Here is a 14,448-nt window from a genome sequence, read left to right as displayed (position 1 = left end):
GATAGGTAACCCTTACCTGACGCACGGTGAGAGGTGCCCGCCAGACATCCCCCGACAATGCCGCGTCCGGAGTCCCCCGCGCCCCAAGGAGCAGCCTTGAGCACCGCCCTCACCGGAGCCCCGACCGCACTTCCGTACCTGCCCCATCAGGCAGCGGCGGAAGAGGCCGGGGTGGAAGCGGCCCATCCGGACGGGAGCGGTCCGCAGCGGGCGGCGCCCGAGCGGGCGGGCACGGAGCGGGCCGGCGCCGAAGCCCGTGCACGCGCAAGAGGGGCGGCGCAGCCGGACCGGCTGCTGCACCAGGACCCGGCCGTCGCCGCCGAGCAGGCCGCGCTGGAGGCCCTGCTGCGCTGCTGGACCCGGGAGACCGGCGCCCGCCCCGGCCCCGACGGCCTGCTGCGGATCGACGTCCTCGGCGGCGCCGCCCGGCTGACCGTCCCGGTCCGGCACTGGTCGGCCTGCGGCTGGCACCGGTTCGACGCCGCGACCCTCGCCGGTGCGGGCGCCGCCGAGGCCGCCGCGGCCGGACCGGAAAGCCCCGCCGCTGCCGGGGAGCCCGGCCGGCCCGTCCCGGACGGGGCCCCCGTCGACGCCGTCACGGCCGCCGCGCTGCTCGCCGCGGCCGCCGCCGACCGCCCCGACCCCGGCCGGATCGCCGACCTCGCCGCCCGGGTCGCCGACTCGGTGACCCGCACCGCCGACATCCTGGCCCACCGCCGGCAGGCCGCCGACCCCGCCGCCCGGCCCGCTTCGCCCTTCCTGGCCGCCGAGCAGGACCTGCTGCTCGGCCACCCGCTGCACCCGACCCCGAAGAGCCGCGACGGACTCGGCCCGGCCCAGAGCGCCGCCTACTCGCCGGAGCTGCGCGGCTCCTTCCAACTGCACTGGTACGCCGTCGACCGCGAGCTGCTCGCCGCCGGCTCCGCGCTGACCAGCACCGCCGAACAGCTCACCGAGAGCCTGCTGGCCACCCCCGGGCTGCTCCCGCCCGGCACCGCCGCCCTCCCGCTGCACCCCTGGCAGGCCCGCGAGCTGGCCCTGCGCCCGGCGGTCGCCGCGCTCCTCGCCGACGGCCGGCTGCACGACCTCGGCCCGCACGGCGCTCCCTGGTACCCGACCTCCTCGGTCCGTACCGTCTGCCGCCCCGGCACCCCCTGGATGCTCAAGCTCTCGCTCGGCCTGCGGATCACCAACTCCCGCCGGGAGAACCTCCGCAAGGAGCTCCACCGCGGCCTGGAGGTGCACCGGTTGTTGGAGAGCGGCCTCGGCGAGGAGTGGCGCGCCGCCCACCCGGGCTTCGACATCGTCCGGGACCCGGCCTGGATCGGGGTGGACCTGCCCGCCGCCGGGGGCCGGAGCGGCCCCGCCGACCCCAGCGGTCTGGACACCGTGCTGCGGCAGCAGCCCTTCGGCCCGGAGCAGCGCGCCCTCTGCGTGGCCGGTCTGGTGGCCGAGCAGCCGCTCGGCGGTGACGGGCCGGTCCGCAGCCGGCTGGGCGACGTGCTGCGGGCCCTGTCCGCGCGCTGCGGCCGTCCGCTCCGGACGGTGGCCACCGAGTGGTTCCTGCGCTACCTGGACGCCGTCGTGCTGCCGGTGCTCTGGCTGGACGGCCGGGCCGGCATCGCCCTGGAGGCCCACCAGCAGAACAGCCTCGTCCTGCTGGACGCCGCCGGCTGGCCGGTCGGCGGCCGCTACCGGGACAACCAGGGCTACTACTTCCGCGACTCGTACGCCGAGCGGCTGCACGCCCGGCTGCCCGGCCTCGGCGAGGCCAGCGACACCTTCGTCGCGGACGCCACCGCCGACGAGCGCTTCGCCTACTACCTGGGCATCAACCACGTGCTGGGCCTGATCGGCGCGCTCGGCTCCCAGCGGCTCGCCGACGAGCAGGTCCTGCTGGCCGCCCTGCGGCGCTTCCTGGCCGGTCCCCGGGCCGCCGCCACCGGCTCCGCGCTGCCCGCCCACCTGCTGGAGGCAGCCACCCTGCGCTGCAAGGCGAACCTGCTCACCAGGCTGAACGGCCTGGACGAACTGGTCGGCCCGGTCGAGACCCAGTCGGTGTACGTGGACATCGCCAACCCGGTGGCCGCCGCGTGACGGCCGGCTCCCGGGCGGGGGCGCCGGTACGGTTCGCGCCGCCGGCGCCGCGCGCCCCCGCCGACCTGCTCGACGGCATCGCCCGCTGGGGCACCATGCCCACCGACGCGGGTGACTTCCGGCTGCGGCCCGTCCGGCTCGCCCCCGACCTCGACCTGCTCACCGGCTGGATGAACGACCCCGAGGTGGCCGCCTTCTGGGAGCTCGACGGGCCGCCCGCCACCACCGAGCACCACTTGCGCGGACAACTGGAGGGCGACGGCCGCAGCGTGCCCTGCATGGGCCTGCTGGACGGCACCCCGATGAGTTACTGGGAGGTCTACCGGGCCGACCTCGACCCGCTCGCCCGGTACTACCCGGCCCGCCCGCACGACACCGGGGTCCATCTGCTGCTCGGCCCCTCCCGGGCCCGCGGCCGGGGCCTGGGCACGATGCTGCTGGCCGCACTCGCGACCCGGATCCTGCAGGTTCGCCCGCGCTGCACCCGGGTGGTCGCCGAACCCGACGTACGCAACCTGCCGTCCGTCCGGGCCTTCGAGCGGGCCGGGTTCCGGGTCACCGCCGAACTCGACCTGCCCACCAAGCGCGCCGCCCTGATGATCCGCCAACGCCCGCCCGGCCGCCCGGCCCAGGCGCCGCCGTCCCTCCCCTAGGAATCCCCCTCCGTCATGGAAACGCCCACCCCCGACCCCTACGACCTGCTCGGCGTCGGCATCGGCCCGTTCAACCTCTCGCTCGCCGCACTGGCGGACCGGGAGGCGGGCCTGCGCACGCTGTTCTGCGAGGCCCGGCCGGAGTTCCGCTGGCACCCGGGGATGCTGGTCGAAGGCGCCCGGATGCAGGTGCCCTTCCTCGCCGACCTGGTCTCGCTGGTCGACCCGACCAGCCCCTGGTCCTTTCTCAACTACCTGCGCGAGCAGGACCGGCTCTTCCCGTTCTACTTCGCCGAGCGCTTCCAACTGCCCCGCCGCGAGTACGACCACTACTGCCGCTGGGCCGCCGAACGCCTGCCCGCCTGCCGGTTCGGTACCGAGGTCACTGCGCTGCGCTGGTCGGACGGCCTGTTCAGGGCCGAGCTGACCGACACCGCGACCGGCGGCGGACGGACGGTACTGGCCCGCAACGTCGTCCTCGGGGTCGGCACCCGCCCGGTGCTGCCGGAGGTCTTCGCCGCACTGGCAGGGCACCCGCGGGCCTGGCACTCGGCGGACCACCTGGACCGCCGGCGCGAGCTGGACGACGCCCGGGACATCACCGTCGTCGGCTCCGGTCAGTCCGGCGCGGAGGTCTTCCTCGACCTGCTGCGCCGGCGCGGCGAGGACGGCACCCGGCTGCGCTGGCTCACCCGCACCCGGGCACTGGCCCCGATGGAGTACTCCAAGCTCGGCCTGGAGCACTTCACCCCCGACTACACCCGTTATTTCCACGGGCTGCCCGCCGGCGTCCGCGACGACCTGGTCACCGCCCAGTGGCAGTTGCACAAGGCCGCCAGCGCCGAGACGCTCGCCGAGATCCACGACCACCTGTACGAGCGGACGATCGGCCGCCCGATCGACTCGGCCGCCGTGGAGATCACCCCCGGCACCGCCGTCACCGACGCCCGGCCGGGCCCCCGCGGCGGCCTCGAACTGAGCTGCCGGCACGTCGACTCGGCCGCCGAGTACGTGCTGCGCACCGACGCCGTGGTGCTCGCCACCGGCTACCGGGCCGCCCGGCCGGCCGCGCTCGGGCCGCTGGCCGCCCTGATCGACTGGGACGAGGCCGGCCGCTACCGGGTCGACCTGGACCACCGCGTCGCCACCCTCCCGGAGTTGACCGGCGGGCTGTACGTTCAGAACGCCGAACTGCACACCCACGGCGTCGGTACCCCCGACCTCGGGCTCGGGGCCCACCGGGCCGCCGTGATCCTCAACGCCGTCGCCGGCCGGACCGTCCACCGGCTGCCCGCCCGCACCGCCTGGACCGGCTTCTCCCCGCCTGCGGCCGCCCCGCGGAGCACGGCCGGCACCTCCGACAGCCCCGGTGCCACCGACAGTCCCGGCGCCACCGACAGTCCCGGCACCACCGCCCCGACCACCACCGGCTTCCCACGACCCCAGGAGTGGCCCCGTGCCGCAGCAGCCAGCCGCTGAGCCGCCGCTGTACCTGCCCCCGCAGCTCACCCCGGAGCACTGGCAGCGGGCCCGCCGGGCGATGCTGGCCAAGATGCTGGGCGAGTTCGCGTACGAGGAACTCATCACCCCGGTCGTCGAGGACGGCGGCGGCCACCTGCTCGCCCTGCCCGGCGCGGTGACGTACCGCTTCACCGCCCGCCGCGGCGCCTACGGCAGCTGGCAGGTCGACCCGGCCTCGCTGCACTGCTCGCACGACCCGGACCTGGACCCGCTGCGCTTCGTCCAGTTCGCCCGCCACGAACTCGGACTCGGCGGCGACACCACCGGCCACCTGGTGCGCGAGCTCACCGCCACCCTGCTCGCCGACGCCCACCAGCTCGCCACCGCGCCGACCGCCGCCGAGCTGGCCGACCTCGGCCACACCGAGCTGGAGGGCCGCCAGGGCGGGCACCCCTGGATCGTCCCCAACAAGGGGAGGCTCGGCTTCTCCGCCGCCGACGCCGCCCGCTGGGCCCCGGAGGCCCGCACACCCCGGCCGCTGCCCTGGATCGCCGTGCACAAGCGGCTCGCCGCCTACCGCGGGGTGCCCGGCCTGGAGACCCCGGAGCAGCTGTACCGGGGCGAGCTGGACGACCCCGCCGCGCTGCGCGCGGTGCTCGGCGACGCGGCCGACGACTACCTGCTGCTGCCGGTGCACCCCTGGCAGTGGGACGAGACCGTGGTGCCGCTCTTCGCCCCCTGGATCGCCGCCGGGGAGATCGTGCCGCTGCCCTCCGACGGCGACCTGCGGCTTCCCCAGCAGTCCATCCGCTCCTTCTTCAACGTCAGCCGCCCGGACCGCTGCACCGTCAAACTGCCGCTCGCCATCCTCAACACCCTGGTCTGGCGGGGCCTGCCGACCGAGCGCACGCTGGTGGCGCCGGCCGTGACCGGCTGGATCCACGGGCTGCGGGACGGCGACGCGTTCCTGCGCGACGAGTGCCGGGTGATCCTGCTCGGTGAGATCGCCTCCGTCACCGTCGACCACCCGGTCTACCGGGAGCTGCCCGAGGCGCCCTACCAGTACAAGGAACTGCTCGGGGCGATCTGGCGGGAGCCGCTCGGGCCTTTCCTGGACCCGGGCGAGCGGGCCCGTACGCTGGCCTCCCTGCTGCAGAGCGGCCGGGACGGCCGGGCGCTGACCGCCGAGCTGATCACCCGCTCCGGGCTCGGCCCGCAGGAGTGGGTGGGCCGGCTGTTCGGCGCGATGCTTCCCCCGCTGCTGCACTTCCTCTACCGCTACGGCACCGTCTTCTCCCCGCACGGCGAGAACGCCATCGTGGTGTTCGACGCGGACGACGTGCCCGTCCGGCTCGCGGTCAAGGACTTCGTCGACGACGTCAACCTCAGCGACCAGGACCTGCCCGAGCTGCGCGGCATCCCCGCCGAGGTGGCCGGGGTGCTGCTGCGCGACCGGCCGGACTTCCTCTGCCAGTTCCTGCACTCCGGCCTCTTCATCGGCGTCTACCGCTACCTCGCGCCGCTGCTCGACCAGCAGCTCGGCCTGCCCGAGGCCGAGTTCTGGGCGCTGCTGCGCGAGGAGATCCTGCGCTACCAGGCCCGCTTCCCGGAGCTGCGCGAGCGGTTCGAGCTCTTCGACCTGTTCCGGCCGGCCATCGACCGGCTCTGCCTCAACCGCAACCGGCTCCTGCTCGACGGCTACCGGGACCGCCCCGAGCGGCCGCACGCGGCCGTGCACGGTCAGGTGCCCAACGCGCTGCACCCCGGTGTGCTGGCGGCGATGCCCGGTCGGCGGAGCCGGATTGTCAGTGCCGCGCCGTAGGGTGGGAGGGCGATGACGAACGACTCCCAACCCCAGCCCCTGCCCGGTGACGACGAGGCCGAGCCCGCCGCCGCACCCGAGGTGAAGCGCTCGCGCCTGCCGGATCTGCTGCACGCCGCCGTGGCCGCGGTCGGCGGCGTGGAGCGCCCCGGCCAGGTCCGGATGGCCGAGGCCGTGGCCGACGCCGTCGACCACGGCGAGCACCTGCTCGTCCAGGCCGGCACCGGCACCGGAAAGTCCCTCGCCTACCTGGTGCCGGCGCTGGCGCACGGCGACAAGGTGGTGGTCGCCACGGCCACCCTCGCGCTCCAGCGCCAGCTGGTGGAACGGGACTTGCCCCGGACGGTCGAGGCGCTGCACCCGGTGCTGCGCCGCCGCCCGCAGTTCGCCATGCTCAAGGGCCGCTCCAACTACCTCTGCCTGCACCGGGCGCACGAGGGCACCCCGAGCGAGGAGGGCGAGGGCCTGTTCGACCCGGTCGAGGCGCTCGGCGGCCCCACCGGCAAGCTCGGCCGGGACGTCCTGCGGCTGCGGGAGTGGGCCGACGAGACCGAGACCGGCGACCGTGACGACCTCACCCCCGGCGTCTCCGACAAGGCCTGGGCCCAGCTCTCGGTCACCTCCAAGGAGTGCCTGGGCGCGACCAGGTGCGCGTACGGGCAGGAGTGTTTCGCCGAGAAGGCCCGCGAGCGGGCCAAGCTGGCCGACGTCGTCGTCACCAACCACGCGATGCTGGCGATCGACGCGATCGAGGGCGCGCCGGTGCTGCCCGAGCACGCGATGCTGATCGTCGACGAGGCGCACGAGCTGGTGAACCGGGTGACCGGCGCGGCCACCGCCGAGCTCACCGTCGGCGCCGTCAACCGCGCGGTGAAGCGGGCCGCCAGGCTGGCCAACGAGAAGGCGGTGGACGCCCTGCAGGCGGCCGCCGAGAGCTACCACGGGCTGATGGAGACGGCCCAGCCCGGCCGGGTCGAGGAGCTGCCCGAGTACCTCTCCTACGCGGTCTCGGCGATCCGGGACGCCGCCCGCCAGGTGATCACCTCGCTGGGGGAGACCAGGGACAAGGCCCTCACCGACGAGGACGCCGTCCGCAAGCAGGCGATGGCCTACGCCGACACCCTGCACGAGACGGCCGAGCGGCTGCTGGCCGAGTCCGAGTACGACGTGGTCTGGATCGAGCGCTCGGACCGCTTCGGCCCGGGCACGGCCTCGCTGCGGGTGGCGCCGCTGAACGTCGCCGGGCTGCTGCGGGAGAACCTCTACAAGGAGCGCTCGGTCGTCCTCACCTCGGCCACCCTCAAGCTCGGCGGGGACTTCAACGGGGTGGCCGGCTCGCTCGGTCTGCCCGGCGAGGGCCGGCTGGCGGACGTCCGCACGCCGCAGGACCCGGAGCTGGAGTTCGGCGAGGACACCCCGCCGTACTGGCGCGGGATCGACGTCGGCTCGCCCTTCGACTACCCCAAGCAGGGCATCCTCTACGTCGCCAAGCACCTGCCGCCGCCGGGTCGCGAGCCCGACCGGCCGGAGATGCTGGCCGAGCTGGAGGAGCTGATCGGTGCGGCCGGCGGCCGTACGCTCGGGCTGTTCTCCTCGATGCGGGCGGCGCAGGCGGCGGCCGAGGCGCTGCGTGAGCGGCTGGACAACCGGATCCTGCTGCAGGGCGAGGACACCCTCGGCGAACTGATCCGCGACTTCGCCTCCGAGCCGGAGGCCTGCCTGTTCGGCACCCTCTCGCTCTGGCAGGGAGTCGACGTGCCCGGGTCCGCCTGCCAGCTGGTGGTGATGGACCGGATCCCGTTCCCGCGGCCGGACGATCCGCTGATGAGTGCCCGGCAGAAGGCGGTCGAAGAGGCGGGCGGCAACGGCTTCATGGCGGTCGCCGCCAACCACGCGGCGCTGCTGATGGCGCAGGGCGCCGGCCGGCTGGTGCGGGCCGTGGACGACCGCGGGGTGGTGGCGGTGCTGGACCCGAGGCTGGCGACCGCCCGGTACGGCAGTTACTTCCGTTCCTCCATGCCGGAGTTCTGGTACACCACCGACCGCAACCAGGTGCGGCGCTCGCTGGCCGCGATCGACGCCTCGGCCCCGGAGCCGCGCCCGGTCGCCAAGCGCGGCTGAGCGGCGGTACCGGGCCTGGTTCTCGGCCGCCGCGGCCGGGCATGACAGAGGGGGCTCCGGCTGCGACCGGAGTCCCCTTCATCTGTGGTGGGTTCAGCTGTTCCCCGCCGCGGGCCGGGTGGGCCGGGCAGCCCGGCGGTGCGCACCGCCGGTGGGTCAGAGCCGGCGCAGCACCGCCACGACCTTGCCCAGGATGGTCGCGTTGTCGCCGGGGATCGGGTCGTACGCCGAGTTGTGCGGCATCAGCCAGATCCGCCCGTCCTCGCGCTTGAGGCGCTTGACGGTGGCCTCGCCGTCGATCATGGCGGCCACGATGTCGCCGTTCTCGGCGACCGGCTGACGGCGGACGGTGACCCAGTCGCCGTCGCAGATGGCGGCCTCGATCATCGAGTCGCCGCGTACGGTGAGGGCGAAGAGCTCGCCTTCGCCGACCAGCTGACGGGGGAGCGGGAAGACGTCCTCGACGGTCTGCTCGGCGAGGATCGGGCCACCGGCGGCGATCCGGCCGACCAGCGGTACGTACGAGGTGGACGGACGGCCCGCCGTCTCGGCGGTGTTGGGCCGGGTGACCTCGACCCCGCGCACCTCGTAGGCCCGCGGGCGGTGCGGGTCGCGGCGCAGGAACCCCTTGCGTTCCAGGGCCATCAGCTGGTGGGCGACCGAGGAGGTGCTGGACAGGCCGACGGCCTGGCCGATCTCCCGCATGCTCGGCGGGTAGCCCCGGCGCTGCACGGAGTCCCTGATGACCTCGATGACGCGGCGCTGGCGTTCGGTCAGCCCGGCCTCGTCCGTGCGGATGCCGGGCGGGCGGCCGGGGAGCGAGCGGGTGGGTGCCGGGTGGCCGAGAGCGGCGTCCTGGGCGCCGGCGTGCTCGATCGGCTGGTCGGGGACGCGGCTCACGTTGGAGACGGCCGGGCCGGCGTGGCGGTGGTCTTCGCTACGGTCCATGCTGTGGTCCACACTCTGGTTCGTGGTGCGCTGCCCCACCTTGAGCTGGGTGTGTTCCTGCACCGGGATGGTGTTGCTTTCGATCGTGTTCACGGCGGCCCCTCTCGACGGATGTCCTCCCCTTTTCCAGCCCAACGGCACCACCTATCGAAAGGTTGCGCCAAACACACGTTCGAGTGAATTATTCGAGAGTTGACACACTCGATCAAGGCTTTGTTGTACATCGATTAAATGTTCGACTGCACAAGTCTAATCCGGGGCGGCGCGCCTGGGTGGCTGGATCCCCCAAAGACCTAGATCTAGTGGCTAGAGTGCTCCTCGGACCCACAAGTTGTGGTCGACCCCCTCGCATCGCGTAGACTCGTCGGGGTCCGCACGTCATGCCAGGGAGGGAATCCTCAGGTGCACTGCCCCTTCTGTAGGCACTCCGACAGTCGCGTTGTCGACAGTCGCACCACCGACGACGGCAGCTCGATCCGCCGCCGCCGCCAGTGCCCCGACTGCAGCCGCCGATTCACCACGGTGGAGACGGCCGCGCTGATGGTCGTCAAGCGCAGCGGCGTCACCGAGCCGTTCAGCCGGGAGAAGGTCATCTCCGGAGTCCGCAAGGCCTGCCAGGGCCGCCCGGTCACCGAGGACGCCCTCGCCCAGCTCGGCCAGCGGGTCGAGGAGTGCCTGCGGGCCAGCGGCAGTGCCGAGCTCTCGACACACGACGTCGGGCTCGCCATACTCGGTCCGCTCAAGGACCTCGACGTCGTCGCCTACCTGCGCTTCGCCAGCGTGTACCGGGCGTACGACGGACTCGAAGACTTCGAGGCCGCCATCGCGGAACTCCGCGCCGAGCAGGCCTTCGCCCTGGTGGACGGTGCCCCGGTGCCGGCCCCCGCCGCCGCGTCCTGACCGGCCGGCACCGCACGACCCGAACCGGCGCGTCCTTCGACGCGGCGGTGTAACACCGACGTACTACAACCGTACCGACCAGCCCTTCGGGGCTGACGCGCGCCCGAAATCTGGGCACAGAACACCACAAACCGTGCGGTAGCAGCCGGCGACCCGGCTGTCCGCACACCAGGAGAAGCGAACCAGCGGCACCCCGGAAGCAAAGGGGCGCCGAGGGCGTTTGCCCAGGAGGAGGAGCGAGAAGTGACAGACACGACGAGCGGTTCCGCACGCGGGTCCAAGTCCGAGAAGGCTGCCAAGGGCGCCGCCGGCAAGGCGACGAAGGGCGGCCTGCGGATCGAGCGCATCCACACCACCCCTGGCGTACACCCCTACGACGAGGTCACCTGGGAGCGCCGCGACGTCGTCATGACCAACTGGCGCGACGGCTCGATCAACTTCGAGCAGCGCGGCGTGGAGTTCCCCGACTCCTGGTCGGTGAACGCCGTGAACATCGTCACCTCCAAGTACTTCCGCGGCGCCGTCGGCAGCCCGCAGCGCGAGTGGAGCCTCAAGCAGATCATCGACCGCGTGGTGCTCACCTACCGCGCCGCCGGCGAGAAGAACGGTTACTTCACCGCCCCGAACGACGCCGAGATCTTCGAGCACGAGCTCACCTACGCGCTGCTCCACCAGGTCTTCAGCTTCAACTCGCCGGTCTGGTTCAACGTCGGCACCAAGCAGCCCCAGCAGGTCTCCGCCTGCTTCATCCTGGCCGTCGACGACTCCATGGAGTCGATCCTCGACTGGTACAAGGAAGAGGGCATGATCTTCAAGGGCGGCTCGGGCGCCGGCCTGAACCTCTCCCGGATCCGCTCCTCCAAGGAGCTGCTCTCCTCCGGCGGCAACGCCTCCGGCCCGGTCTCCTTCATGCGCGGCGCGGACGCCTCCGCCGGCACCATCAAGTCGGGCGGCGCCACCCGTCGCGCGGCCAAGATGGTCGTCCTGGACGTGGACCACCCGGACGTCGAGGCCTTCATCGAGACCAAGGTGAAGGAGGAGGAGAAGATCCGCGCCCTGCGCGACGCGGGCTTCGACATGGACCTCGGGGGGGACGACATCACCTCCGTCCAGTACCAGAACGCCAACAACTCGGTCCGCGTCTCCGACGAGTTCATGACCGCGGTCGAGAACGGCACCGAGTTCGGTCTGCGGGCCCGGATGACCGGCGAGGTCATCGAGACCGTCGACGCGAAGAAGCTCTTCCGCAAGATGGCCGAGGCCGCCTGGGCCTGCGCCGACCCCGGCATCCAGTACGACTCGACGATCAACCACTGGCACACCTGCCCGGAGTCCGGCCGCATCAACGCGTCCAACCCCTGCTCCGAGTACATGCACCTGGACAACTCCAGCTGCAACCTCGCCTCGCTGAACCTGATGAAGTTCCTGCGCGACGACACTGCGTCCAACGGTGGGCAGGGCTTCGACGCCGAGCGCTTCGCCAAGGTCGTCGAGCTGGTCATCACCGCGATGGACATCTCCATCTGCTTCGCCGACTTCCCCACCGAGAAGATCGGCGAGACCACCCGCGCCTACCGCCAGCTCGGCATCGGCTACGCCAACCTCGGCGCCCTGCTGATGGCCACCGGCCACGCGTACGACTCCGAGGGCGGCCGCGCGCTGGCCGGCGCCATCACCTCGCTGATGACCGGCACCGCCTACCGCCGCGGCGCCGAGCTCGCCGGCGTGGTCGGCCCGTACGACGGCTACGCCCGCAACGCGGCGCCGCACCAGCGGGTCATGAAGCAGCACGCCGACGCCAACGCCGCCGCCGTGTCGGTGGACGAGCTGGACGCCCCGGTCTGGGCCGCGGCCACCGAGACCTGGCAGGACGTGCTGCGGATCGGTGCGCAGAACGGCTTCCGCAACGCCCAGGCGTCGGTGCTCGCCCCGACCGGCACCATCGGCCTGATGATGGACTGCGACACCACCGGCGTCGAGCCCGACCTCGCCCTGGTCAAGTTCAAGAAGCTGGTCGGCGGCGGCTCGATGCAGATCGTCAACGGCACCGTGCCGCGCGCCCTGAAGCGCCTCGGCTACCAGCCCGAGCAGGTCGAGGCGGTCGTCGCCCACATCGCCGAGCACGGCAACGTGGTCGACGCCCCGAGCCTGAAGCCCGAGCACTACGAGGTCTTCGACTGCGCCATGGGCGAGCGGGTCATCTCGGCGATGGGCCACGTGCGGATGATGGCGGCGATCCAGCCGTGGATCTCCGGCGCCATCTCCAAGACGGTGAACATGCCCGAGATCGCCACCGTCGAGGAGATCGAGGAGATCTACTTCGAGGCGTGGAAGCTCGGGGTCAAGGCCCTCGCGATCTACCGCGACAACTGCAAGGTCGGCCAGCCGCTCTCCGCCAAGACCAAGACCCCCGCCGCCTTGGCCCCCAAGGCCGAGGCTGCCCCGGTGGTCGAGAAGGTCGTCGAGTACCGCCCCGTCCGCAAGCGCCTGCCCAAGGGCCGCCCGGGCATCACCACCTCCTTCACGGTGGGTGGCGCCGAGGGCTACATGACCGCCAACTCCTACCCCGACGACGGCCTCGGCGAGGTCTTCCTGAAGATGTCCAAGCAGGGCTCGACCCTCGCGGGCATGATGGACGCCTTCTCCATCGCCGTCTCGGTCGGTCTGCAGTACGGCGTCCCGCTGGAGACGTACGTCTCGAAGTTCACCAACATGCGCTTCGAGCCGGCCGGCCTCACCGACGACCCGGACGTGCGGATGGCGCAGTCGATCGTCGACTACATCTTCCGCCGCCTGGCGCTGGACTTCCTGCCCTTCGAGACCCGCTCCGCGCTGGGCATCCACTCCGTCGAGGAGCGCCAGCGGCACCTGGACACCGGCTCGTACGAGCCGCTGGAGGCCGAGGAGCTGGACGTCGAGGGCCTCGCCCAGTCCGCCCCCCGCGCCGCGGAGCCGGTGGCGGCCGCCAAGCCCGTCGCCGTCGAGGCGCCGAAGGCCGCCCCGGCCCAGGCCCACAACTCCACCGAGCTGATGGAGATCCAGCTCGGCCTCAACGCCGACGCCCCGCTCTGCTTCTCCTGCGGCACCAAGATGCGCCGCGCGGGCAGCTGCTACCTGTGCGAGGGCTGCGGCTCGACCAGCGGCTGCAGCTGATTGCGGGCGCGGCCCGGGCGCCACGGCGATGAGCACCGCTCGCCGAGGACACCGGGCCGTGCTCCCCGGCAAGCCGCAAGGTGACGAAGGGCGCCGACCATCGGGTCGGCGCCCTTCGTGCTGCCCGGGTTCCGACCTCCCCCGACCGGCCGAACAGGGCCTCGGCCGGGGGATGTCACGTTCCGGCGGGCCGTCCGGTCGTTCTCCTGATGACGGAAGAGAGAAGGGCAGACCTGTGACGAAGCCGATTCTGGTGACCGGGGGCACCGGCACGCTGGGCCGGGAGGTGGTGCGGCTGCTGCTCGCCCGGGGCTGCGAGGTGCGGGTGCTCAGCCGGCGGGAGCACTCCGGGGGCGGGCACGCCTGGGTGGTGGGGGACCTCGCGACGGGGGCGGGGGTGGACGCGGCGGTCGCCGGCGTCGCGGCGGTGGTCGACTGCGCCACCACCCAGGGGAAGGCGGACGTCACGGCGACGGCGAACCTGGTGGCGGCGGCGCGCCGGGCCATGGTGCCGCACCTGGTGTACATCTCGATCGTCGGCGTGGACCGGGTGCCGCTGGGCTACTACCGGGCGAAGCTGGCGGCCGAGCGGCTGGTCCGGGAGTCGGGGCTGGGCTGGACGGTCCTGCGGGCCACCCAGTTCCACGACCTGCTGCTGTCGGTGCTGCGGGTGACCGCGAAGTCCCCGGTGGTGCCGGTGGCGGCGGGGGTGCGGTTCCAGCCGGTGGACGTCCGGGAGGTGGCGGCCCGGCTGGTCGAGCTGGTGGGCGGGGAGCCGGCCGGGTACGCGCCGGAGCTGGGCGGGCCGAGGGTGATCGGGTACGAGGAGCTGGCGCGGGCGTACCTGCGGGCGGCGGGGCTGCGCCGGGTGCTGCTGCCGGTCCGGCTGCCGGGGGAGACCTTCCGGCGGTTGCGGGCGGGCGGGAATCTGACGCCGGAGCACGCGGACGGGCGGGGGACCTTCGAGGAGGCGCTGGCGGAGCGGTTCGGCGGGTCGGCCTGAAGTGTCAACTTGGGTTGACAGTGCCCGACTGTCAACCTAGGTTGACACTATGAGCGACACCAAGGAACTCGCGGCAGCCGCGAGCAGTCGTGACCCCGCCGTGGGCCTACGGGCGGTCCGAGCCCTGCGCGACCTGGCGGACCGGCTGGAGGACCTCCAGGTCGGCAATGCCCGCGGCCAGGGCTGGTCCTGGCAGGACATCGCGATCTGCCTCGGCGTGAGCCGGCAGGCGGTCCACAAGAAATACGGCCGACGCGGATTCGGGACGGACGAGAAGGACGGAGGCTGAG

The 14,448-nt window shown here is 73.0% G+C and carries 10 protein-coding genes; 9 read left to right on the top strand and 1 reads right to left on the bottom strand.

Annotated elements, in window-relative coordinates; translation table 11 throughout:
* The first annotated feature begins 57 nt into the window (after positions 1-57).
* The 5 genes from OG689_RS14755 to OG689_RS14735 all read left to right on the top strand — a co-directional run bounded on the left by OG689_RS14755 (position 58) and on the right by OG689_RS14735 (position 8,154).
* Positions 58-2,097 (top strand): IucA/IucC family protein, encoded by a 2,040-nt coding sequence (locus OG689_RS14755; protein WP_266320733.1) that lies wholly within the window; start codon positions 58-60, stop codon positions 2,095-2,097.
* Entirely contained in the window at positions 2,094-2,750 is a 657-nt protein-coding gene (locus OG689_RS14750) for a GNAT family N-acetyltransferase (RefSeq protein ID WP_323189290.1), read from the top strand. Before OG689_RS14755 ends, OG689_RS14750 begins: the two co-directional genes overlap by 4 nt.
* 15 nt (positions 2,751-2,765) lie before the next feature.
* Complete coding sequence (locus tag OG689_RS14745; protein ID WP_266320732.1) at positions 2,766-4,229, top strand: SidA/IucD/PvdA family monooxygenase; 1,464 nt, start codon at positions 2,766-2,768, stop codon at positions 4,227-4,229.
* 61 nt (positions 4,230-4,290) lie between these two features.
* Positions 4,291-6,033 (top strand): IucA/IucC family siderophore biosynthesis protein, encoded by a 1,743-nt coding sequence (locus tag OG689_RS14740; protein WP_266327131.1) that lies wholly within the window; start codon positions 4,291-4,293, stop codon positions 6,031-6,033.
* Between the two features lie 81 nt (positions 6,034-6,114).
* Positions 6,115-8,154 carry an ATP-dependent DNA helicase gene (locus OG689_RS14735; protein ID WP_266327129.1) on the top strand — a complete coding sequence of 680 codons (2,040 nt, stop codon included), beginning with the start codon at positions 6,115-6,117 and terminating at the stop codon, positions 8,152-8,154.
* Between the two features lie 156 nt (positions 8,155-8,310).
* Here OG689_RS14735 and lexA read toward each other — a convergent pair whose 3' ends face one another.
* A complete protein-coding gene (lexA, locus tag OG689_RS14730; protein ID WP_266327127.1) occupies positions 8,311-9,102 on the bottom strand; it encodes a transcriptional repressor LexA in 792 nt (263 codons plus the stop codon).
* A 402-nt stretch (positions 9,103-9,504) separates the two neighbouring features.
* Between lexA and nrdR the strand changes: the two genes are divergently transcribed.
* From nrdR to OG689_RS14710, 4 genes are all read left to right on the top strand, one after another.
* Entirely contained in the window at positions 9,505-10,002 is a 498-nt protein-coding gene (gene nrdR, locus OG689_RS14725) for a transcriptional regulator NrdR (RefSeq protein ID WP_266320730.1), read from the top strand.
* A 243-nt stretch (positions 10,003-10,245) separates the two neighbouring features.
* On the top strand, positions 10,246-13,155 hold the full coding sequence (locus OG689_RS14720; protein ID WP_266320728.1) for a vitamin B12-dependent ribonucleotide reductase: 2,910 nt from the start codon (positions 10,246-10,248) through the stop codon (positions 13,153-13,155).
* Between the two features lie 235 nt (positions 13,156-13,390).
* Entirely contained in the window at positions 13,391-14,158 is a 768-nt protein-coding gene (locus OG689_RS14715) for an NAD(P)H-binding protein (protein ID WP_266320726.1), read from the top strand.
* Positions 14,159-14,207: 49 nt separating this feature from the next.
* Positions 14,208-14,447: an RNA polymerase subunit sigma-70 gene (locus OG689_RS14710; protein WP_190213537.1), complete on the top strand. Its 240-nt coding sequence runs from the start codon at positions 14,208-14,210 to the stop codon at positions 14,445-14,447.
* Position 14,448: the final 1 nt, after the last annotated feature.

This window comes from Kitasatospora sp. NBC_00240 (genome assembly GCF_026342405.1).
In the GTDB taxonomy this organism is placed as follows: Bacteria; Actinomycetota; Actinomycetes; order Streptomycetales; family Streptomycetaceae; genus Kitasatospora.
The sequence above is the reverse complement of the archived record's forward strand: the minus strand, read 5'-3'. Positions and strand labels throughout refer to the sequence as shown.